A 21,798-nucleotide genomic window follows, 5' to 3' on the forward strand; every position below is an offset into this window, starting at 1 on the left:
ATGGAGTTCATGTCTCAGACTTCCTTCGCGAACAGGCAGAGCGTCGCCGTCCTCGGCGGCGGTCCCGGTGGGTACGAGGCGGCGATCGCCGCCGCGCAGCTGGGGGCGGATGTCACGCTCGTCGAGCGCGTGGGCGTGGGCGGGTCGGCCGTGCTCACCGACGTGGTGCCGTCGAAGAGCCTCATCGCCACCGCCGACGCCGCGGTCGCCATCGCCGGGGCGACCGACCTCGGCGTGCAGTTCTACGCGCGCGGCGCGGACGACCGGCCGCTCAAGCCCGAGATCGCCATCAACCTCGCCGCCGTCAACAAGCGGCTGCTCGCCCTCGCAGGCCAGCAGTCGGAGGACATGCGCACGACCCTGCTCGAGGCCGGTGTTCGCATCCTCTCCGGGCACGGCCGGCTCGAGGGGCCGAACGCCATCGTGGTCTCCACGGGCCCGGGGGGCACCGACTTCGACCGCGTCGAGGCGGACACCATCGTCGTCTCGGTCGGCGCCTCGCCGCGCGAGCTGCCGTCGGCGAAGCCCGACGGCGAGCGCATCCTCACCTGGACCCAGCTGTACGACATGAAGGCGCTGCCCGAGCACCTGATCGTCGTGGGCTCGGGCGTGACCGGTGCGGAGTTCGCGTCGGCGTACATGAACCTCGGGGCGAAGGTCACGCTGATCTCGAGTCGCGACCAGGTGCTGCCCGGTGAGGACGAGGACGCCGCCAAGGTGCTCGAGAAGGTGTTCACGCGCGGCGGCATGCAGGTGCTCTCGAAGTCCCGCGCCGACAGCGTGAAGCGCACCGACGACGGCGTGCTGGTCACCCTCTCCGACGGGCGCACGGTCGAGGGCAGTCACTGCCTGATGGCGGTCGGGTCGATCCCGAACACGGCCGGCATCGGCCTGGAGGAGGCGGGCATCGAGCTCACCGAGTCCGGTCACGTGCGCGTCAACCGCGTGGCGCGCACGTCGGTGCCCAACGTCTACGCCGTCGGCGACTGCACGAACTTCTTCCCGCTGGCATCCGTCGCCTCGATGCAGGGGCGCACCGCCGTGTTCCACGCGTTCGGCGACATCGTGATCCCCCTCGAGGTGCGCAAGATCACCGCCAACATCTTCACCGCACCCGAGATCGCGACGGTCGGCCTCTCCGAGCAGGACATCGCGAACGGCCAGGGCGACGGCATCGCGCACAAGCTGCCGCTGGCGGCCAACCCCCGCGCGAAGATGCTGGGCATCAAGGACGGCTTCGTGAAGATCATCGCGCTGCGGGGCTCGGGAACGGTGGTCGGCGGGGTGATCGTCGCGCCGCGGGCATCCGAGCTGATCTACCCGATCGCGATCGCGGTCGAGCGGCGCCTCACCGTCGACCAGGTCGCGCGGGTGTTCGCCGCGTACCCGTCGCTCACCACGAGCATCACCGACGCGACACGTGCGATGCACGCGGTCGGCGTCGTCTGACGCCGCACGCCGCAGACGCGGAAGGCGCGCCCCGGGATCGGGGCGCGCCTTCCGCGTGACGGGTGCGGTCAGCTGATGGTCAGCAGCTGGTGCCCGGCGGCGACCGTCGCACCGGGGGTGGCGTCGACGCTGCCGACGACGCCGTCCTTGTGCGCCTGCAGCGGCTGCTCCATCTTCATCGCCTCGAGCACCACCACGAGGTCGCCCTTGACGACCTGCTGGCCCTCTTCGACGGCGAGCTTGACGACGGTGGCCTGCATGGGCGACTTGACGGCGTCGCCCGACGCTCCGGCGTTGGCCGTGGCGGTGTGGCTGCGTCGCGACGGCGGCACGGCGGCGGGACGTCCGGCGGTGCCGGCGACGGCGGGGACGACGCGGTCGGGCAGGCTCACCTCGAGGCGCTTGCCGGCGACCTCGACGACGACGGTGTGCCGGCCGGGTGCGGGGGCCGGCTCATCGAGCTCGCCGTCCCACGCGGGGATGTCGTTGACGAACTCGGTCTCGATCCAGCGCGTGTACACGCCGAACTCGCCGTCGGCGGCGACGAACGCCGGATCGCGGACGACCTTGCGGTGGAAGGGCAGCACGGTCGGCATGCCCGCCACCTCGAACTCGTCGAGGGCACGACGCGAGCGCTCGAGAGCTTCGGCGCGGTCGCGGCCGGTGACGATGATCTTCGCCAGCAGCGAATCGAAGGCGCCCGAGATGGTGTCGCCGGCGGTGACGCCGGAGTCGAGACGGATGCCGGGGCCACCGAACGTCTTGAAGACGTTGATCGGCCCGGGCTGGGGGAGGAATCCGCGACCCGGGTCCTCGCCGTTGATGCGGAACTCGAAGGAGTGGCCCTGCGCGGCCGGGTCGTCGTAGTCGATGGTGCCGCCGGCTGCGATGCGGAACTGCTCGCGCACGAGGTCGATCCCGGTGATCTCCTCCGACACCGTGTGCTCGACCTGCAGGCGGGTGTTCACCTCGAGGAACGACACCGTGCCGTCGGCGCCGATGAGGAACTCGCAGGTGCCGGCACCGATGTAGCCGACCTCTTTGAGGATCGCCCTCGACGCCGAGTACAGCAGCTCGTTCTGCTCGTCGGAGAGGAACGGCGCGGGCGCCTCCTCGACGAGCTTCTGGTGACGCCGCTGCAGCGAGCAGTCGCGGGTGGAGATGATGACGACGTTGCCCTGGGCATCTGCCAGGCACTGCGTCTCGACGTGGCGGGGCTTGTCGAGGTACTTCTCGACGAAGCACTCGCCGCGGCCGAAGGCGGCGACCGCCTCGCGGGTGGCGGACTCGAACAGCTCGGCGATCTCGTCGAGCTCCCGCGCGACCTTGAGGCCGCGTCCGCCGCCGCCGTACGCCGCCTTGATGGCGATCGGCAGGCCGTGCTCCTTCGCGAACGCGATGACCTCGTCGGCGCCCTCGACGGGTCCCGGCGTGCCGGGTGCGAGCGGTGCGCCCACCTTCTCGGCGACGTGACGGGCGGTCACCTTGTCGCCGAGCGCCTCGATGGACTCGGGCGGGGGGCCGATCCAGATCATGCCCGCGCCGATCACGGCGCGCGCGAAGTCGGCGTTCTCGGCGAGGAATCCATACCCGGGGTGCACGGCGTCGGCACCGGCGCGACGCGCCACGGAGAGGATCTTGTCGATCTGCAGGTAGGTCGTGGCGCTCGTCGACCCGTCGAGGCTGTAGGCCTCGTCGGCGAGACGCGCGTGCATGGCGTCGCGATCCTGGTCGGCGTACACGGCGACGGAGGAGATTCCGGCGTCGCGGGCGGCGCGGATGATGCGTACGGCGATCTCGCCGCGGTTGGCGATGAGCACCTTGGCGATATCAGGCATGGGCTTCAGCCTAGCGAGATCGGCGCCGATACTTTTGACGACTCTCCACAAGAAATACGGCAATCCGTTAGGACTGCGCCCACAAATCGGTCCAGACGACCCCGAGCGACGTGGCAAGTCGGCGCAGCGTCGACAGTGACATGCCCACCACCGTCGACGGATCGCCCTCTACACGCGTGATGAACGGCCCGCCGAGACTGTCGACGGTGAACGCGCCCGCCACGTGCAGCGGCTCGCCGCTGCCGATGTACGCCTCGAGCTCGGCATCCGTCACATCGGCGGCGAAGGTGACGGACGCCTCGGCGACTGCCGTCGCCTCGACCGGGTCGAGGTCGGGACCGACCCGGAAGACCGAGTGCCCGGAGTGCAGGATGCCGGTGGCGCCGCGCATCTGCTGCCAGCGCTCGTATGCCGCCTCCGGCGTGTACGGCTTGCCGTGCACCTGCCCTCCGATGGCGAACATCGAGTCGCCGCCGATCACGATGCCGTCGAAGCGCGGATGCTCGGCGTGGATGCGCCCGGCGACGTCGGCGGCCTTCGCCCGCGCGAGCAGCAGCACCAGCTCGTCCGGCGCGAGCGGCGCACCCCGTTCCGCGGTCGCGTTCTGCGCGACGGCGTCCTCGTCGACCGCGGGTGCCACGATGAGCGGTTCGATGCCCGCCTGTCGCAGCAGCATCAGACGGGCGGGGGAGGTGGATGCCAGGCACACGCGCATCCCTCCACGCTAGCCCGTGGGCTCGGAGCGGTGTGTGGGATCCTGGAGGGATGACCTCTTCGGCCCGAACGCTCGACCTCGACATCACCGGCATCGCGCACGGCGGCACCTTCATCGCCCGCCACGAAGGGCGGGTCGTGTTCGTGCCCGACGCCATTCCCGGAGAGCGCGTGCGCGCGGAGGTGACCGAGGGGGACGACGGCAAGCGGTTCTGGCGCGCCGAGACGCGCGAGGTGCTCGAGGCGTCGCCGCATCGCCGCGACCACGTGTGGGCCGAGGCCGACATCTCCCGTGCTCCCGCGGAGCGGGTGGGCGGCGCCGATCTCGGGCACATCGATCTGCCCCACCAGCGCGTGCTGAAGCGACAGGTGCTGCAGGAGGCCCTCGACAAGTTCGCCGGCGCCGGACTCGCCGCTCCCGCCGTGGAGCCGGTCGATCAGGGCGACGGCACCCGGTGGCGCACCCGCGTCTCGCTGCACGTCGACGCCGAGGGTCGTGTGGGCCCGTACGCGGCGCGCAGCCACCGCGTGATCGACGTCGCCACCCTGCCGCTGGCTCGCCCCGCCGTCGAGGCGGCGGCCTTCGGGCTGCGCTCGCCGAAGCCCGGCCGGGTCGATCTTGTAGAGACGGGCGACGGGCGTGTGCACGTGCTGCCGCGACCCGACGGCGCACGTCGCGGGCGCTCCGAGGTGGTGTTCGAGCAGGTGGGCGGCCGCCGGTTCCAGCTCGACGCGGCAGGATTCTGGCAGGTGCACCCGCGCGCCGCGGAGACACTGCACGACGCCGTCGGACAGGCTCTCGCCGGGCGGGTGGATCCGGATGCCACGCACTTCGACCTCTACGGAGGCGTCGGGCTGTTCGCCGCCACGCTCGCCGAGCACGGGGCGAGCGACATCGTCACCGTCGAGTCGGACCGCCGCGCGACCGAGCACGCGGCGGCGAACCTCGCCGACGTCGACGTGCACGCGGTGACCGCACGCGTCGACCGCTTCCTCACGGGCATCCCGGAGGGCACCCGCGCGGGCGCCGTCGTGCTCGACCCGCCGCGCGCGGGAGCGGGACGCGGCGTCGTCGAGGCGATCAGCGCACTCGACCCCGAGGCCGTCGTGTACGTCGCCTGCGATCCGGTTGCGCTCGCACGCGATCTCGGCACGTTCCGTGAGCTGGGCTGGGACGTCTCGTCGCTGCGCGCCTTCGACCTCTTCCCGCACTCGCACCACGTCGAGTCCGTCGCGCTGCTGAGTCGTTGACGGGCTCGGGCACGGCGCCCTGCCGTGCACTGGGTAGGCTGGCCGGATGAGCACCGTGGCCCTGATCGACGATCACGAGTCCGTCCGCCTCGGCCTGGAGGCCGCATGTCTGCGCGAGGGCGATGAGCGCGTCGTGTTCTCGGGGGCGACGGTCAAGGAGTACCTGACCTGGCGGTCGACGTCGGCCGAGCCGCCCGTCGACGTGGTCGTGCTGGATCTCACCCTCGGCGACGGCACGACCGTGACCGAGAACGTCGCGACACTCGTCGCCGACGGTGCGAGTGTCGTCATCCACAGCGTCGCCGACCGGCCCGCATCGGTTCGCGAGGCGCTCGCCGCGGGTGCCGCCGGCGTGGTCAGCAAGTCGTCGGCGCTCGGCGACGTGCTCGACGCGATCCGCACGGTCGCGCGCGGCGAGGCGCTGAACAACGTCGAATGGGCGAGTGCCGTCGACGGCGACCGCGAGTTCGCCGACGCGCAGCTGTCGACCCGGGAGCGCGAGGTGCTGCGGCTGTATGCCGCGGGGCTGCCGCTGAAGGCCGTCGCCGAGCGTCTCGGCGTCGCGTACTCGACCGCCAAGGAGAACATCACGCGCATCCGCGTGAAGTACGTCGAGGTCGGCCGCCCCGCGCCCACGAAAGTCGACTTGCTGCGTCGTGCCATGGAGGACGGCATCGTCGAATCGGACGGTGCGCCGAGTGACGGCTGACGACCGCAGTCTCAAGGCTGCCTGGAGCCGCATCCCCTCGCAGCGCGAGGTCGGCATCGGACTGGAGCGGTTCACCGGGCAGCGGATGGAGCGCATCCTCTCGACGGTCGCGGCGATCGGGTCGGCCGCGCTGGGCGCGCAGGCCATGCTGGAGGCCCTGACCCGGATGTCGGCACCCGACGCACCGCGGCTGGGGATGATGGTGCTCGTCTTCGGCCCGCTGCTGTGGATGATCATCGCGTGCCTGGTCGGCAAGGGCGTCAGGCCTGCTGCCGGCACGTTCACCGTCGCCTACGCGCTCGCTCTGCTGCTGTGGCCGGTCTTCGTCGACCGCTCGGTGCGCGAACCGTCGAGCCAGCCGTGGATCTTCTTCCTCGTCAACGTCGCCGTCGTCGCGGCGATGCTGGCCTTCCGCCCGCGCATCCAGCTGTTCTGGGCCCTGCTGCTGCCGATCCTGTACGGGTGGGTGCGGCTGGTGCAGGGCGACTTCGAGCAGAGCTGGTGGATCACCACCGCCTTCGATGTGACGTTCACGATCATCCTCGGCATGGTGATCATCGCACTGGCCTGGATGTTCCGTCAGGTCGCCGCCGGCGTCGACGAGGCGCGTTCGCAGGCGGTGGAGGGCTACGCGTCGGCCGCCGCTGCATCCGCGGCGGAGGAGGAGCGTGTCGCGATGGCAGCCCTCATGCACGACAGCGTGCTCGCCGCGCTGATCGCCGCGGAGCGCGCCGTCGGTGAGCGCGAGCGGGCGCTGGCCGTCGCGATGGCACGAGAAGCGCTCACCCGCCTGGCGAACACCGAGGCCTCGATCGCGCAGGAGGGCAGCGACGCCCCGGTCTCGCGGGAGCAGATCGTCGCCGAGCTGCGTCGCACGCTGTCGGAGCAGGGGGTCGACGCGGTGGTCGAGGAAAGGGGCACCGTGTCGGCCGAGGTACCCGGAAAGGTCGCGCGCGCGATGGTGCTCGCCGCACGTCAGGCGATCGGCAACGCTCTCGCGCACGCGGGTGGTCACGGGCTGCACATCATCGCCGAGTCGGCGTCGGCCGACCGGCTGCGGGTCATGGTGCTCGACGCCGGACCGGGGTTCGACCCCGACGAGATCGGCGAGGACCGGCTGGGCATCCGGGCATCCATCGTCGCGCGGATGGCGGCGGTCGCCGGCACGTCGAGGATCGTCTCGGATGCCGACGGCACGACGGTCGTGCTCACCTGGGAGCCGTCATGAGACGCTCGGTGCGCAGCATCACCACGTCGCTGGCTCTCGGGTTCGCGCTGTACTTCGCCGCGCGCGCGATCGCGTGGACCGTGCAGCCCGATGCGCCGCTGCTCATCGTCGGCGCCATCGCGCTGTATCTCGCTGCGACGCTGACGGCGGTGCTGGCGCAGCAGGAGGTGCGGATGCCGCTGGCGGCGGCCATCCTGGCGCTGGCGGCCAGCGCCGCAGTGCCCGCGCTCGTGAGCCTCGCACTGCAGCCGTCGCTGCGCGGAGCGCCGTTCGCGACGTGGTACATCGGCGCGACCGGGCTGCTCGCCGTCGTGTGCATCGTGCGCAGACGGCCCGTGTTCGGCTGGGTGATGCTCGGTGTGCTGATCACCATGGCGTCGCTGTTCATGGGCGTCGGCACGGCATTCACCCTGGGGCTCGTCGGCTCGGTCACCTGGGTGCTCGTCGCCCAGCTGCTGGTGCTGTTCTGGGACCGCGCGGTGCGAGACACCGAGCGGCTCGCCGATGTTCAGCGCGCAGTGTCGGCGTGGCACGCCACGCAGCTCGTGCGGCAGCGCGAGCGCCGCGTGCGCGCGCAGCGTGCGCTCGCCATCGCGGGCCCGGTGCTGAGCCGCACGGTCGCGACGAGGGGGCAGCTCACCGAGGATGAGCGCCTGCAGGCACGGCTCGCCGAGGGCACCCTGCGCGACGAGCTGCGCGGAGGGAACCTGATGAACGCTGCCGTGCGAGACGCCATCACGGCGGCTCGCCGTGGCGGCGCGACCGTGACGGTGTTCGACGAGGGCGGTCTGGACGGGATCGGCGAGGCGAGGATCGAGGAGATCCGGGCCGAGCTCGCCGGCGTGCTGCAGCGTGCGGACTCGCGTCGGCTCATCATCCGCGCCGGTCGTGATGAGACGAACGCCGTGACCGTGGTCGGTCGCTCCGCCGGCGCCGCGACGGATGACGACGCCGTCGACCTCTGGCACGAGATCCGCCGCGTGGCGGAATGAGCCGCCGCGTCGCGGAATGAGCCGCCGCGTCGCGGAACGAGAAAGGCGAGGGGCGGCAGGTGTGCCGGCCCCTCGCCATGTGCGGAACAGCTACCCGAAAACTGTCCGCGGGTGGGCGGTACTGCGCCTGTCTACCCTGGGGACAGAGCAGCCGCCTAACGCGAAGCGTCCCTATCAGTGTCTCGGGCCGCAAGCGGCCTGTCTGTAGGTATTTCGGGGGACAACGTTTCCGGCATGCGGAGGTGCTCGGCGGCTGTCGCGCCGATTCAGCCCGAGAACCTGCCCCACGGGATGTCGCGCCGCAGCGGACGCCGGATGGCACGCTGCGTGCGCTGCCACGCCGAGGGGTGCGGCTCGTCGGCGACGGCCTCGTCGGCCTCGTGCGAATAGGCCTCGGCGACGACCGCAATGAGCGCGGCGAGCTCGTCTTCGGTGGGGTTGCCGCGCACGACCTGCATGCGCGGGGTCTCGTCGGGCTCGGTCACAGCGGGATGTTCCCGTGCTTCTTGGGCGGCAGCTCGGCGCGCTTGCCGCGCAGGGAGCGCAGCGCCTTCGCGATGGCGACGCGAGTGGCCGACGGCTCGATCACGCCGTCGATCTCGCCGCGCTCGGCGGCGAGGAACGGGCTGGTCACGCTGTAGGTGTACTCGTTGGCCAGGCGTGTGCGCACGGCGGCGACGTCCTCACCGGCCTCCTCGGCCTTCTTGATCTCGCCGCGGTAGAGGATGTTGACGGCGCCCTGGCCGCCCATGACGGCGATCTCGGCGGTCGGCCACGCGAGGTTCACGTCGGCGCCGAGCTGCTTGGAGCCCATCACGATGTACGCCCCGCCGTAGGCCTTGCGGAGGATCACGGTCACCATCGGCACGGTCGCCTCGGCGTACGCGTAGATGAGCTTCGCGCCGCGGCGGATGACGCCCGTCCACTCCTGATCGGTGCCGGGCAGGTAGCCGGGCACGTCGACGAGGGTCACGATCGGGATCGAGAAAGAGTCGCAGAAGCGCACGAAGCGGCTGGCCTTCTCGCCCGCCTCGATGTTCAGCGTGCCCGCCATCTGCGACGGCTGGTTGGCGATGATGCCCACCGAGCGTCCCTCGACACGGCCGAAGCCGATCACGATGTTCGGGGCGAACAGCGGCTGCACCTCGAGGAACTCGCCGGCGTCCACTACATGCTCGATGACGGTGTGGATGTCGTACGGCTGGTTGGGGGAATCGGGGATGACCCTGTTCAGCGTCTGATCGGCATCCGTCGTCTCCCACTCGAAGAGCGAGTCGTAGGTGGGGATCTCGGCCATGTTGTTGTCGGGCAGGTAGCTGAGCAGGGTGCGCGCGTAGTCGAGCGCGTCGTCCTCGTCCTCGGCGAGGTAGTGCGCCACACCCGAGCGGGTGTTGTGGGTGAGCGCGCCGCCGAGCTCTTCCATGCCGACGTCCTCACCGGTGACCGTCTTGATCACGTCCGGCCCGGTGACGAACATCTGGCTGGTCTTGTCGACCATGATGACGAAGTCGGTGAGCGCGGGGCCGTACACGGCGCCGCCGGCAGCCGGGCCCATGATGATCGAGATCTGCGGGATGACACCCGACGAGCGGGTGTTGTGGCGGAAGATCTCGCCGTACTTGCTGAGCGCGAGCACGCCCTCCTGGATGCGGGCGCCGCCCGAGTCGAGGATGCCGATGATCGGCATCCCGCCCTGCAGCGCGAACTGCATGATCTTGATGATCTTGTCGCCGGCGACCTCGCCGAGCGAGCCCCCGAAGGTGGTGAAGTCCTGGGAGTACACCGCGACGGTGCGGCCGTGGATGGTCGCGACGCCGGTGACGACGGAGTCGCCGTACGGACGATTGCGGTCCATGCCGAAGGCGGTGGTGCGGTGTCGCACGTACTCGTCGAACTCGACGAAGCTGCCGTTGTCGACCAGCAGCTCGATGCGCTCGCGGGCGGTCATCTTGCCCTTGGCGTGCTGCTTCTGCTGGGCGATCTTCTCGGGCTCGAGAACCGCGTCGGTGAAGCGCGCGCGGAGGTCCGCGATCTTGGCGGCCGTGGTCGAGAGGTCTGGCGTGTCCGTCACGGATTCCACACTAGCGCCGGTGCCGTGCGAGCTGTTGGATGCTCGGCACAACGGGCGAGCGGATCCTTTGGCGGATGCGTTTCAGGTGGGGCAGCGAACGGACGACGTGGAGATGGCGGATGCTGCGCGGCGGGCCGGACTGCGGGTGCTGGCGCCGACGCATTCCTCTCCGTCGAGATGACGGTGGTGGCGAGAACCGTCACGCCATCCTCTCCTCGGCCTGCACGTTCTCGTGCACCAGCGCACCGAGCAGCTGCACGAGCTGTCCGCGCTTCTCGGGGCGCGCCAGGTAGTACTCCACGATGCGGTTGTTGGTGTCGTGGTTGCTCAGCACAGCATCCGTCACCGCGTCGTTCAGGTCGGGCGACTCGACGAACTGCTTGCGCGTGTTGGCCGCCGCCTGGGTGCGCAGCTGCGGGTTCTCCACGAGCACGGTGACCACGCCCTCGACCCAGCTCTGCACGCCGGACTCGCTGAAGTCCTCGTCGGCGAAGAGCTCGTTGATGCGCCCCAGGATCTCGGCGAGACGCGCGAACTTCGGGTCGCGCGCGGCGCCCGTGCCGCCGGCCCCGCCGGGTTGCATGGCCTCGGCCGTTCCCGCGTCGAGATCGAGCGCGTGGTCGCCGCTGCGGGTCTGCTTGATGTGCGTCAGCTCGACCGTCGAGAAGTCGATGGGGTCGGTCGTGACGCGCCCGGTGAGCCGGGGCAGCAGCAGTCGCAGGTACAGTGATCGCTTCTCGAGCCCCGTGTCGCCGTAGTCGAAGATCTGCGAGAGGAAGTCGTACAGCCGGATGAACGTGCCGACGTCCTTGCGGAACAGGTCGAGCTCGTCCTGCTCTGCGGTGGATCCGGATGCCACGGCCGCGGCGTACCGGGCGTTGAACCGGTCGGCGGCGGCCTTCAGCGGAGCCGTGTGCGCGCCGTGCTTCGGCGGGGTGGCGGTGGCGAGGTACGCGGCGGCGAACGCGTCGATGTCGGCGGCGGTGTAGATCGACGCGGCGTCGAGCTTGTTCTGCAGGTCGTGCACCGTGTCGGGGTCGGTGATCGTGCTGAGCTCGGCGGTGCGGTGGTACTGGCGGAACGTCTCGAGGATCTCGGTCGGATCGTTGACGAAGTCCAGGATGTACGTGGTGTCCTTGCCGCCGGCCGGATAGGTGCGGTTCAGCCGCGACAGCGTCTGCACGGCCGTGACGCCGTCGAGCCGCTTGTCGACGTACATCGCGCACAGCAGCGGCTGATCGAAACCAGTCTGGTATTTGTTCGCGACGATGAGGATCTGGAAGTCGTCCGACGCTAAGGCGGTGGGGATGCCGCGGCCGCGCAGCCCCGAGTTGAGATTCGCCTCGGAGTACGGCGGCTCGACGCCGGCGAAGGCCGCGCCGGGCACCTGTTCCGCGGTCATCGTGCCCGAGAAGGCGACGAGGGTGGCGAGCGGGTATCGCTTCTCGGTGATGTACGCGTCGATCGCCTGCTTGTAGCGGATGGCGTGCTCGCGCGACGAGGTGACGACCATGGCCTTCGCGTGCCCGTCGAGCAGCTGCCGTACGTTGGCCCGGTAGTGCTCGACGATGATCTGCACCTTCTGGGCGATATTCGTCGGATGCAGCGACACCCAGCGCATGAGTCCCTTGGTGGCCTCGGCCTCGTCGACCTCATCGACGAGCTGCAGGTGGCGGCGGGTCCGCTCGGCGAGCTGGAACGCCGTCGAGTAGGTGGTGTAGTTGCGCAGCACGTCGAGGATGTAACCCTCTTCGATCGCCTGCCGCATGGAGTACACGTGGAACGGCTGCGGGATGCCGTCGGCATCCGGTCGCCCGAACAGCTCGAGGGTCTTCGGCTTCGGCGTCGCCGTGAACGCGAAGAACGAGAGGTTGGGGGAGTCGGCACGGGCGGTCATCTGCGCGGCGAGGAGTGCTTCGGCATCCACTTCTCCGCCGTCGTCGAGTGCCGCCTGCTCGTCGGACGTGAGCACCTCGCGCAGCTTCTTCGAGGCTTCCCCGGTCTGCGACGAATGCGCCTCGTCGGCGATGATCGCGAAGCTGCGATCGGCGAGCCCGGCGTTCTCCTGGATGGCCTTGAGGGCGAACGGGAACGTCTGCAGGGTGACGATGACGATGTGCTTGCCCGACAGCAGCGCCTGTGCGAGCAGTGCCGACTTCGACGCCTCGCCGGCCTTGCGCACCTCGTCGGGGTTGATGGTGGCGACGGTGCCGTCGACACCCTCGATCTGCTTGATCGCCTTCTGCAGCTGGTCATCGAGCACGGTGCGGTCGGTGATGACGATGACCGAGTCGAAGACCTTCCCGTTCGCCTCATCGTGCAGGTTCGACAGGCCGTGCGCGAGCCAGGCGATGGAGTTGGTCTTGCCGGATCCCGCCGAGTGCTGCACCAGGTAGCGGTGGCCCGGGCCCTCCTCGCGCACCGTCGCGAGCAGCTCGGTGACGAGCTCCCACTGGTGGAAACGCGGGAAGAGCAGATTCGTGCGCGTGGTGACCTCGCCGGTGATGGGATCGGTCGAGCTCGACTTCTCGATGTGCAGCAGCCGGCCGATGATGTTGAGCCAGGCGTCGCGCTGCAGCACGCGCTCCCACAGGTACGACGACGCGGCGCCCTGCGGGTTGACCGGATTGCCCTTGCCCTGATCGGCTCCGAGGTTGAACGGCAGGAAGCGGGTGGATCTGCCCGCGAGCCGCGTGGTCATCGCGACCTCATCGGTCGAGACCGCGAAATGCACCAGCGCCCGGTTGGCGAAGCCGAGCAGCGGCTCGCCCTTCGGGTCGCGATCGTGACGGTACTGGGTGATGGCGTCGTCGATCGCCTGCGTGTTGTCGGTCTTCAACTCGAGCGTGGCGACGGGGATGCCGTTGACGAACAGCACGAGGTCGAGGGAACCGGCGTGCTTGGTCGAGTAGTACACCTGGCGCACGACCCGCAGGCGCACGGCGTCGTAGTCCTGCAGGGACTTCGCATTGCGCGTGGTCGCCGGCATGAACTCGCACATCCTGAAGGTCGCCGGGGTCTTCTTGAAGCCGCGGCGCAGCACGTTGAGCGTGCCGCCGCCGGCATCCGCCGGTGCGTCCAGCGCCTTCACGAGGCGATCGAGCAGCTGCTCTTTCGCTTTGGTCTGCTCGGCATCGGATGCCGACGGCTTGACGATCTTCGCCCACTCGTCGGGCTGGGTCTGCTGGAGCCAGGCGAAGACGTCGTCGGGGAACAGCGCACGCCCCTTGTCGTACCCGTGCGTGTTCTCGGGCTCGTGGATCCAGCCGTGCGCCGCGAGGTGCTCGCAGATCTCGTCTTCGAACGCCTGCTCGTGCTGGATTCCCATGCTTGTAAGCATGGTGCATACAAGCCACGAGTGCGGAACGCCGAGCGTTCGGCGTCGGCAACTGGGGGTCTCGGGAAAAGCCCGGCCCGAACGTGCAACATTCTTCAGAAAGTTTCTCTGATCAGCCGGATTCCACCGGCCCCAATGTCGGTGGCCCCCTGTTGAATAGAAGCATGACCAGCACCGCCGCAGTCCTCGATCGGGTCGTCGCCGACCTCGATCGGCTGCTCGGTGCGGGGGCGATCCCGGCGCTGACCGATGTCGAGCGACGGGTGGTGCTGAGTGCTGCCGGCGAGGTGATGCGACGCGTGGAGGCGACCATCGTCGAGACGGTTGCGACGGCGGATCCGGTGGATCTCCCGAACGGTGCCGGATGCCGGAACATGAACGAGCTGCTGCAGCGCACGCTGCGCGTCGACTCCCGTGCCGCGGCGCAGTTCGTCAAGGCGAGCAGGGTCGTGCACCGCGAGGTCGACCTCACGTCGGGGGAGCCGCTGCCGGCGCGCTGGCCGGCGCTGCGGCAGGCCATGCTCGACGGTGCGGTCGGCGTCGGCGGTCTGCTGGCCGCGACGGGGCCCGTCGAATCGGCCGGCGACCGGATCGGCACGGCGGATCGGTGGAAGGCCGATGCGATGCTGGCCGAGGTCGCGCGCGGGTATGCCGCCGCTCCTGATCCGGATGCGGCCGACGCGGAGCCTGACGTGGCTCCGCCGGCGACCCCCGACGACCTGAAGATCGTCGCGCATGCGATCGCCGCGCAGCTCGATCCCGACGGCGCCGAGCCGGTCGAGCACCGCGCGATGAACAGGCGCTACCTGTCCATCGGGCGGATGAAGGACGGTGTGTACCCGCTGCGGGGAAACCTGCTGCCCGAGACGTATGCGCAGCTGCAGCTGCTGCTCGACGCCCAACTGAACCCGAAGACCGACGGCCCACCGGTTCCCGAGGGGGTGGCCTTCCGGCCCTCCGACGACGACGGCGACGAAGCGGAGGGCGACGAGTTCAACAGCGATCCGCGCGGCGTGCTCGACTCCCGCACCCGCGGGCAGAAGCAGCACGACGCGCTCGCCGCGGCCCTGGGCATCGCGGCCCGGCATGAGGACATGCCCTCGCTCGGTGGCGCGGCGCCGACCCTCGTCGTGCACCTCGACCTCTCGGACGACTCGTGGGCCATGATCCCCGGGGTCGAAGCGCCGGTGAGCGCCGCGGCCGCCCGCCACATCGGCTGCACCGGTGCGATCCAGCGGGTCTTCAGCGACAGCGGGCGTATCGTCGGGATCACGGTCACCGACCGCGTCTTCACCGTCTACCAGCGCCGCGCGATCACCCTGCGCGACAAAGAATGCCTGATTCCCGGATGCCACGTGCCAGCATCCTGGTGCGAGATCCATCACGTCACCGAACACGCCCGTGGCGGGCCGACCAGCACCGACAACGGCGTGCCCCTGTGCTGGTGGCACCATCGGTCGCTGGAGTACTCGGGGTGGGAGATCCGGATGAACGACGGCCTGCCCGAGATCCGCGGGCCCGCCTGGTGGGATCCCCTCCAGCGCTGGCGCACCCCGCGCCTGTCGCTGCCCGACTTCGCGTTCACCTAGTCGCTGTCGCACCGCGACACTACAATGTAGTGCGTGTCCTCCACCCTGTGTCGATCCGGTTCGACGACGCCCTGCTCGACCGCGTGCGGCGCTCTGCGGCGGCGCTCGACACCTCCGCGTCGAGCCTGATCCAGCGGTACGTCGAGGAGTCGCTGCGCATGCACGACTTCCCCGGGATCGTCTTCCGCGATGGACCGTCGGGGCGCCGCGCGGCGCTCGCGGTCGGACCGGATGTGTGGGAGGTCGCCGCTGCGCTGCGCAATGTCGACGAGCGTGGGGATGCTGCCGTCGACGCCGTCGCGCTGGATCTCAGCCTGTCGCCCGTGGCCGTGCGACTGGCGCTGACGTACTACGGCACCTACGCCGACGAGATCGATGCGGAGATCGCGGAGAACGACCGCGCGGCAGACGAGGCGCTGAAGTCCTGGAAAGCCCAACAGCGCCTCGTCTCGTGACGGAACGACTGCTGCTCGACGAGAACTATGGCGAGGCGATCGCTGCGGCTCTGCGCGCACTCGGCCACGACGTGGTCTCGGTCGTCGCCGACGATGCGCTGCGCGCTGCAACGGATGCTGTCGTGTTCGCGTCCGCGGCAGCCGAGGGTCGCCGTGTCGTGACGGAGAACATCAAGGACTTCCGTCCGCTGCTGGTCACGGCCCTGGGTCGGGGCGAGGCGTTCGCTCCGCTGCTGCTGGTGTCTCCGCGCCGCTTTCCACGCGGTTCCGGCGACCGGGCAGCGGCGATCACCGCCGCGCTCGCCGCCTGGCTGGAGGATGCGGATGCCGGCCGAGGCCGGTGGAGGACTGGCTCGTGTGACCTCGTCACGCCGCCGGGCTCGGTGTGCGGGGCCCGGGCTGCGGGGTTGTCGCTTCGCTCGCAGAGCGGGACCCTCCGCCTCCGCTGGCGCTCCGGCGGCCCCTCCCGATGCTCGCTCCGCGATGACCCCTCCGCCCTCTCCGGTCGGTGAGCGAACGCAACGAGTCGGAACGTCTGGTCAACACTTCCCGGTCATTGAGCGAGCGGAGCGAGTCGAAATGCGCCGATCTACTTCGTCCGGTCATTGAGCGCGCGCAGCGAGTCGAAACGTCTGGCCGACGCTTCGCGGTCATTGAGCGAGCGGAGCGAGTCGAAATGCGCCGATCTACTTCTTCCGGTCATTGAGCGAGCGGCGCGAGTCGAAGTGGGGCGCCCCATCAGCCGGGAATCTCCAACTGCCCGGTGACGGCCGCGGTGATCAACGCCGCGCGCCGCTCCTTCGACAGTTCGATGAAGCGCTCCGCCTTGGCGACGAGGATGTCGATCTTTGCTGTCCTCTCGTCGAGGTGAAGGCCGACTTCTTCCGCCTTTTCCGCCGGCTGTATCGGCACCAGTACATTGCCGAGCTCTTGCGCGTTCAAGTGTGGCTGGGCAGCACGCGTCCGCAGTTGGTCGACCTGAGCGGCCCTTATCGACCGCGCCAGCAGCGCATAGGACAGAAACCTGGAGAATCGCCGATCGAGGGGTCGCAGAATCATGTCAAACCCGGCAATGGCACCGGCGTAGCTATCGCCCACTCGGCTTGAGTCACCGGTGAGGGCGCCACTCCTGACGACGACGATGTCATCAGCCTCGAGCCACTGAATGCGTGCCGCTGGGATGTCGGCGGGATCAACATAGACAAGGCCTGTGCTCGTAATCCGCCCTGCATCGATGTTCGTAGCTCGAATCAATGCCGTGCCTTCGCGGTGGTACAGCGGCGGCTCGCCGAGTCCGTATCTGATCGTAGCAAGGCGCTTCAAACGGATCATGCCTGTCGAGCCCTGGCCGATGAATGAATCGATCTCAGATTCTCGCCGCTCGCGCAGGGTGGCGATGAGCTGTTCCTGCTTCGCGATGAGGGCGTCGATCTGGGCGGTCTCGCGGTCGAGGTAGTCGGCGACTCGTTGTTGATCTGGGACGGGTGGGATCGGGACCGTCACGCGTGCAACGTCGTTGCGGCGTAGTGCGACGCGGGTCACTCCTGAGGCCAAGACCGACCACTGCCGGAGCACGAACTCTGACCGAAGCGCCCAATACACGAAGCGAGGCACTGCGGTGTTGGTTGGCCGGACCATCGTTAGGTGATAACCGCAGACGAGATCAGGCGCGTCAAATTCCACGTACGCCGGGATACCGATATCGTCCGCGGTTTCCGAATCCTTCGTGATGATCGTGTCGCCGATTTCCAGGCGGAATCGTTCGATCTGGTCGGGTGTTGCCGTCGCGCGCATGAACGTCAGGTCGCGGGTGATCGAGTCGTTCTTGTACACGTCCGTGTAGTTGCAGAGGCGGACCGGCTCTTGGCCTTCAACGGTATGTTTGTCGACGTTGCTGGGCCATGCTTGCGCTAGCTGGGAGAGCCGACCGGTCGGCCACGTCACCGCTCCACTTCCCTCAGCAGCTCCATGATCTCGCCGACGAGCTGGTTCAGTTCGGCGTCGATCTCTTCCAGCGGCCTCGGCGGCACATATTCGTAGAAGTGCCGGGTGAACGGGATCTCGTAGCCGACCTTGGTCTTGGCAGCATCGACCCAGGCATCCGGCACGTGCGGCAGCACCTCGGCCTCGAAGTAGGCCTTGATGACCTCGTCGCGGGCATCCGTTCCCGCCTCGTTGTCTCCCCAGGTGAACGGCACGTTCTCGGTGTCGCGCAGCTTGGCATCCGGCTTCGGGTTGCCCTTGCGATCGGTGACGACGTCACCGGTCTCGTCGCGCAGGGGGCGCTCGACGGTGATCGTCCAGTATCCGAAGGCAGAGGTGCGGAAGATCTTCGAGTGCTTCTGCTCGGCGTGCTCGTCATACAAGCGCACGATCTCGGCGCGGTCCTTCTCGCCGACCTCGCGGTTCTTCTGGCCGAGGTTCTTGCGCAGCTTCGTCCAGAACCGCGTGCCATCGATCAGCTGCACGGTGCCGATGCGGTCGGCCGGCTTGTTGTTGTCGAGCAGCCACACGTAGGTCGCGATGCCCGTGTTGTAGAACATGTTCGTCGGCAGGGCGACGATGGCATCCACGAGATCGTGCTCGAGCAGCCACCGGCGGATCTGGCTCGGGCCCGACTCCGCCGCACCGGTGAACAGCGGCGATCCGTTCAGCACGATGCCTGCGCGCCCGCCGCCCTCGTGCACCGGCCGCATCTTCGTGGCCAGGTGCTGCAGGAACAGCATCTGCCCGTCGCTGATCGGCGGCAGCCCGCCGGGGAAGCGGCTGTGCTCTCCGGCATCCTGAACATGCGCCTTCACCGCGGCCTGCGACGCCTTCCAGTCGACCCCGTACGGCGGGTTCGAGAGGCAGTAGTCGAACGTCTGCCCGGCGAACAGGTCATCAGAGAGGGTGTTACCGAGCCGGATGTTCGTGGCATCCTGCCCCTTCGCGATCATGTCGCTCTTGCAGATCGCGTACGACTGCGGGTTGATCTCCTGCCCGTACAGGCGCAGCCGAGCATCCGGGTTCAGCCCGGCGTGCTCGCTCGTGCCGACCAGGTGCTCCTCGGCGACCGAGAGCATGCCGCCCGTGCCGGCCGTGGGGTCGTAGATCGAGCGGACGATGCCGGGCTCGACGAGTGCCTTGTCATCGCCGGCGAAGAGCAGCTCGACGATCAGGCGGATCGCGTCGCGCGGGGTGAAGTGCTCACCGGCCGTTTCGTTCGACGCCTCGGCGAACTTGCGGATCAGCTCTTCGAAGAGGTCGCCCATCGCGGCGTTGGGAAGCGCCGCGGGGGACAGGTCGACGTCGGCGAAGCGCTGCATCACGATGAGCAGCCTGTTGCTCTCGGCCAGCGCCTCGATCTGGTCTTCGAACTTGAACCGGTCGAACACGTCGATGTTCCGCGAGAAGCCCGAGATGTAGTCGATCAGGTTCGCCTGCAGCCCCTGCGGGTCGCCGAGCAGGCGGCTGAAGGTCCAGTCGGTGGCGTTGTAGAAGCCGAGACCGGTCTTCTGCTTGATGCGGATGTCACGCAGGTCGTCGTTGTCGGTGCTCGCCAGCACCTCGGCGATCGCATCGCGGTGGGATGCCAGGATGCCGTCGAGCCGGCGCAGGATCGTCATCGGCAGGATGACGTCGCCGTACTGATGCGGTTTGAACGGGCCCCGAAGCTGATCCGCAATCGACCATACGAAGGTTCCGAGGCTACTCACTACTTAACCATGGCATGAAAGCACAGGCATACAAACCATGGCATGCACGCGTGCAGATCGAGAGCGCTTCGCCCGGATGCTGGATGGATGAAAGCCGTTCGTTCGCAGGCCAGCCTCAAGGTGGGGCTTCGTGTTCGCGAACTGCGCGACAAGCAGACGATGAGTCGCGCGAAGCTGGCGAACCGTGCCGACATGGACGTCTCGCACCTCGCCCGCATCGAAAGCGGAACCGGCAATCCGACGCTCTTCGTGCTGATCCAGCTGGCCACGGCTCTGGAGGTGTCGCCGATGACATTCGTCAAGGACCTGACCGCGAGGGACCTGCCCGACGACCTCAAGCCCTACTCAGAAGCCGACTACCGGCGCGAGCTGCGCAGCCGCGACGCCGAGTCACGCTGACGGCGCGCCGCTCTCCGTCACACGACGAATCGCCACACGTACTCCAGCCCGTCGGCCTGCCGGAACCACGCCAGCGTCACGACCACCTCCTCCGGGTCTGAGGCGCACAGGCACAGCTCGACGGTCTCGCCGGGCAGCACCTGGCCCCACAGATCGACCACCTGGTGATGGTCGACGTCGTCGCGGAAGACGCGCACGAAGTCGACCGCCTCACGGCCGGCGTTGAGCACCACAGGGTGCGCGCGGTCGCGTCGGGTGATCACCCACGGCACGCAGTATGCGACGGGTGGCGTGGGTTCGGCAGGATCGAGGGGATGCAGCATCCCGTCACCGTAGGAACGAGCTCAGACCTCGTCAGGCGGCAGCCGACGAAGATTCCCGATCGGTGGAGAACTCGGTGTCACTCGCTGTCTGTGGAGGAGGAGATCTCCGAGGACGACTCGACCGCCTGAGGCGCGCGGCGGAGCTTCGATCCGATGAACCGGGCGCCGTTCAGCATCCGGATCTCGAGCTTCTCGCTGCCCGGCGGTGGCTCGAGTTCTGCCGGGAGCGTTGCGGGCGGCGCCCCGAAAGCACGGCGCGATGTGGTGAGCACGCGCCGTCCGAGCAGATGGTTGCCGGCACCGCCGACGACCGCCCCGACGCCGAACGGCAGCGCCTTGCCGAGGATGGACGCCCCGCCGCGCTTCGCGAACTGGCGGATGAACGCCGACTTCAGGCGATCGACGATCGGGCCCATCGCCGCGCGCGGCAGCGACTTCGTCACCATCTCGCCCCAATACGACGAGCGCGTGCCGCCGGTGCCCGCCGCCTGGCGGGCGAGCTGCGAGACGAGATCGACGCCCTCCTTGCCGAGCATGAGCATCATGACGAGCGCACGCGCCCGCTCGGGATTGTCGACCGCGATGCCGTGCACCTCGGCGACCGACTGGGCGAACAGCGCGGTCGACTCCATGAATCCGATCGTCTCGACGCCCGACAGCGCCAGCGTGATGCCGGTGCCGATGCCCGGGACGACCGCGGTGGCGCCGACCGCCGCCCCGCCGGCCGTGACGGCGGCGAGATAGCGCGCCTCGAGGGCGCGCACGATCTGCTCGGGGGTCGCGTCAGGATGGCGGCGACGGATGCTGCGGATGTGCGCCACGACCAGCGGGCGCTGCACGCCCATCACCCGATCGAGGCTGCGCACGCTGAGTGGATGCTCTGTCGAGCCGACCGGGGGGACGGGCTTGTCCCAGGGGGAGTCCTCGGGGAGCGAGTGGATCTTGTGGACCTTCTCACGCATGGGGTGATCCTATGCACCACGGCCGCGAGAAAGCCGTAAGCCCCGACCCCCTTGACAGGGCGGGGCTCACGGCTATCTCAGGCCGGGTCACACGAAGAGGTTCGCGCGCTCCAGGTCCTCTGCGAAGTCGATCTCGACCGCGTACAGGTCGGAGACGTCCATCGGCTCGAGCAGCAGGCCGTCTTCGACGATGGCCAGCTCGAGACCGCGCTCGAAGTAGTCCTGGTCCTCGACGCGCTGCAGTTGACGCATGAACGCCTTCTTGTCGCGCGACGAGATGTAGTTGATGCCGACCGCTTCGCCGAGGCCGCCCTTGACCGTCTTCGACAGCTCGTTGATGTAGCCCTCAGCGGTGACGGTGTACTTGACCTCTTCGTCGCTCACCTTCGAGGTGTTGACGGTGACGAACGACTGGTCGCGCTCGATGAACTCGATGGCACGGCCGAGGATGCGCGGGTCGAACACGACATCGCCATTCATCCAGAGCACGCCGCCCTTTCCGGTGGCGTTCAGCGCGCGCAGCAGGCTCTTGGACGTGTTGGTCACGTCGTAGCGCTCGTTGTGCACGTAGTTCGCGGTGGGGAAGGCCTCGATGATCGTCTCGGCGCGGTAGCCGACGACGGTGGTGATGCGAGCGCTCTTGCCGAACGCTGCGCGGATGTTGTCGTGCTGCTGGCCCATGATCGTGCGGCCGTCGCTCAGCTCGGTGAGCGGCTTCGGCAGGGCGCGGCCCAGGCGCGAGCCCATTCCGGCTGCGAGGATGACGGTCTGAAGAGTCACGAT

General features: G+C 68.9%; 19 protein-coding genes. 9 read left to right on the forward strand and 10 right to left on the reverse strand.

What is annotated here, in order from left to right; genetic code table 11:
- The gene (locus ACWIDW_RS11660) at positions 1-1,449 is read left to right on the forward strand and encodes an NAD(P)H-quinone dehydrogenase (RefSeq protein WP_313358025.1); all 1,449 of its coding nucleotides are present in this window, start codon (positions 1-3) and stop codon (positions 1,447-1,449) included.
- 68 nt (positions 1,450-1,517) lie between these two features.
- Here ACWIDW_RS11660 and ACWIDW_RS11665 read toward each other — a convergent pair whose 3' ends face one another.
- Both ACWIDW_RS11665 and ACWIDW_RS11670 read right to left on the reverse strand, forming a co-directional pair.
- A complete protein-coding gene (locus ACWIDW_RS11665) occupies positions 1,518-3,287 on the reverse strand; it encodes an acetyl/propionyl/methylcrotonyl-CoA carboxylase subunit alpha (protein WP_454125468.1) in 1,770 nt (589 codons plus the stop codon).
- A gap of 67 nt (positions 3,288-3,354) precedes the next feature.
- The gene (locus ACWIDW_RS11670) at positions 3,355-4,002 is read right to left on the reverse strand and encodes a Maf family protein (protein ID WP_454125470.1); all 648 of its coding nucleotides are present in this window, start codon (positions 4,000-4,002) and stop codon (positions 3,355-3,357) included.
- Between the two features lie 50 nt (positions 4,003-4,052).
- On the opposite strand from ACWIDW_RS11670, the gene ACWIDW_RS11675 reads away from it, so the two are divergent.
- From ACWIDW_RS11675 to ACWIDW_RS11690, 4 genes are read left to right on the forward strand one after another with little or no spacing between them, the layout of a single operon-like run.
- Positions 4,053-5,252, forward strand: a complete 1,200-nt coding sequence (locus ACWIDW_RS11675) for a class I SAM-dependent RNA methyltransferase (RefSeq protein ID WP_454125471.1) — start codon at positions 4,053-4,055, stop codon at positions 5,250-5,252.
- 46 nt (positions 5,253-5,298) lie between these two features.
- The gene (locus ACWIDW_RS11680; RefSeq protein WP_454125473.1) at positions 5,299-5,961 is read left to right on the forward strand and encodes a response regulator; all 663 of its coding nucleotides are present in this window, start codon (positions 5,299-5,301) and stop codon (positions 5,959-5,961) included.
- The gene (locus tag ACWIDW_RS11685) at positions 5,951-7,189 is read left to right on the forward strand and encodes a sensor histidine kinase (RefSeq protein ID WP_454125475.1); all 1,239 of its coding nucleotides are present in this window, start codon (positions 5,951-5,953) and stop codon (positions 7,187-7,189) included. The genes ACWIDW_RS11680 and ACWIDW_RS11685 overlap by 11 nt, the downstream gene beginning before the upstream one ends.
- The gene (locus tag ACWIDW_RS11690) at positions 7,186-8,181 is read left to right on the forward strand and encodes a hypothetical protein (RefSeq protein ID WP_454125476.1); all 996 of its coding nucleotides are present in this window, start codon (positions 7,186-7,188) and stop codon (positions 8,179-8,181) included. The genes ACWIDW_RS11685 and ACWIDW_RS11690 overlap by 4 nt, the downstream gene beginning before the upstream one ends.
- 266 nt (positions 8,182-8,447) lie before the next feature.
- On the opposite strand, the gene ACWIDW_RS11695 is transcribed toward ACWIDW_RS11690, so the two are convergent.
- The 3 genes from ACWIDW_RS11695 to ACWIDW_RS11705 all read right to left on the reverse strand — a co-directional run bounded on the left by ACWIDW_RS11695 (position 8,448) and on the right by ACWIDW_RS11705 (position 13,580).
- On the reverse strand, positions 8,448-8,666 hold the full coding sequence (locus ACWIDW_RS11695; RefSeq protein WP_454125478.1) for an acyl-CoA carboxylase subunit epsilon: 219 nt from the start codon (positions 8,664-8,666) through the stop codon (positions 8,448-8,450).
- Positions 8,663-10,261: an acyl-CoA carboxylase subunit beta gene (locus tag ACWIDW_RS11700; protein WP_454125479.1), complete on the reverse strand. Its 1,599-nt coding sequence runs from the start codon at positions 10,259-10,261 to the stop codon at positions 8,663-8,665. The genes ACWIDW_RS11695 and ACWIDW_RS11700 overlap by 4 nt, the downstream gene beginning before the upstream one ends.
- Positions 10,262-10,451: 190 nt before the next feature.
- Complete coding sequence (locus tag ACWIDW_RS11705) at positions 10,452-13,580, reverse strand: type I restriction endonuclease subunit R (RefSeq protein WP_454125480.1); 3,129 nt, start codon at positions 13,578-13,580, stop codon at positions 10,452-10,454.
- A gap of 173 nt (positions 13,581-13,753) precedes the next feature.
- Between ACWIDW_RS11705 and ACWIDW_RS11710 the strand changes: the two genes are divergently transcribed.
- The 3 genes from ACWIDW_RS11710 to ACWIDW_RS11720 are packed head-to-tail and all read left to right on the forward strand — an operon-like array spanning position 13,754 to position 16,145.
- Entirely contained in the window at positions 13,754-15,178 is a 1,425-nt protein-coding gene (locus tag ACWIDW_RS11710) for a DUF222 domain-containing protein (protein WP_454125482.1), read from the forward strand.
- Between the two features lie 47 nt (positions 15,179-15,225).
- Complete coding sequence (locus tag ACWIDW_RS11715; RefSeq protein WP_454125484.1) at positions 15,226-15,633, forward strand: hypothetical protein; 408 nt, start codon at positions 15,226-15,228, stop codon at positions 15,631-15,633.
- Complete coding sequence (locus ACWIDW_RS11720; protein WP_454125486.1) at positions 15,630-16,145, forward strand: DUF5615 family PIN-like protein; 516 nt, start codon at positions 15,630-15,632, stop codon at positions 16,143-16,145. The genes ACWIDW_RS11715 and ACWIDW_RS11720 overlap by 4 nt, the downstream gene beginning before the upstream one ends.
- Before the next feature lie 226 nt (positions 16,146-16,371).
- On the opposite strand, the gene ACWIDW_RS11725 is transcribed toward ACWIDW_RS11720, so the two are convergent.
- Both ACWIDW_RS11725 and ACWIDW_RS11730 read right to left on the reverse strand, forming a co-directional pair.
- Positions 16,372-17,466 (reverse strand): restriction endonuclease subunit S, encoded by a 1,095-nt coding sequence (locus ACWIDW_RS11725; RefSeq protein WP_454125488.1) that lies wholly within the window; start codon positions 17,464-17,466, stop codon positions 16,372-16,374.
- A gap of 107 nt (positions 17,467-17,573) precedes the next feature.
- Positions 17,574-19,331 carry a type I restriction-modification system subunit M gene (locus ACWIDW_RS11730; protein WP_454125490.1) on the reverse strand — a complete coding sequence of 586 codons (1,758 nt, stop codon included), beginning with the start codon at positions 19,329-19,331 and terminating at the stop codon, positions 17,574-17,576.
- 87 nt (positions 19,332-19,418) lie between these two features.
- On the opposite strand from ACWIDW_RS11730, the gene ACWIDW_RS11735 reads away from it, so the two are divergent.
- Positions 19,419-19,730 (forward strand): helix-turn-helix domain-containing protein, encoded by a 312-nt coding sequence (locus tag ACWIDW_RS11735; RefSeq protein WP_454125491.1) that lies wholly within the window; start codon positions 19,419-19,421, stop codon positions 19,728-19,730.
- Positions 19,731-19,747: 17 nt separating this feature from the next.
- On the opposite strand, the gene ACWIDW_RS11740 is transcribed toward ACWIDW_RS11735, so the two are convergent.
- From ACWIDW_RS11740 to ACWIDW_RS11750, 3 genes are all read right to left on the reverse strand, one after another.
- Positions 19,748-20,053 carry a hypothetical protein gene (locus ACWIDW_RS11740; RefSeq protein WP_454125493.1) on the reverse strand — a complete coding sequence of 102 codons (306 nt, stop codon included), beginning with the start codon at positions 20,051-20,053 and terminating at the stop codon, positions 19,748-19,750.
- 77 nt (positions 20,054-20,130) lie between these two features.
- Entirely contained in the window at positions 20,131-21,015 is an 885-nt protein-coding gene (locus ACWIDW_RS11745; RefSeq protein ID WP_454125494.1) for a hypothetical protein, read from the reverse strand.
- 87 nt (positions 21,016-21,102) lie between these two features.
- Complete coding sequence (locus ACWIDW_RS11750) at positions 21,103-21,795, reverse strand: phosphocholine cytidylyltransferase family protein (RefSeq protein WP_454125496.1); 693 nt, start codon at positions 21,793-21,795, stop codon at positions 21,103-21,105.
- Between the last annotated feature and the right edge of the window lie 3 nt (positions 21,796-21,798).

It is taken from the genome of Microbacterium sp. NPDC055312 (assembly GCF_053645675.1).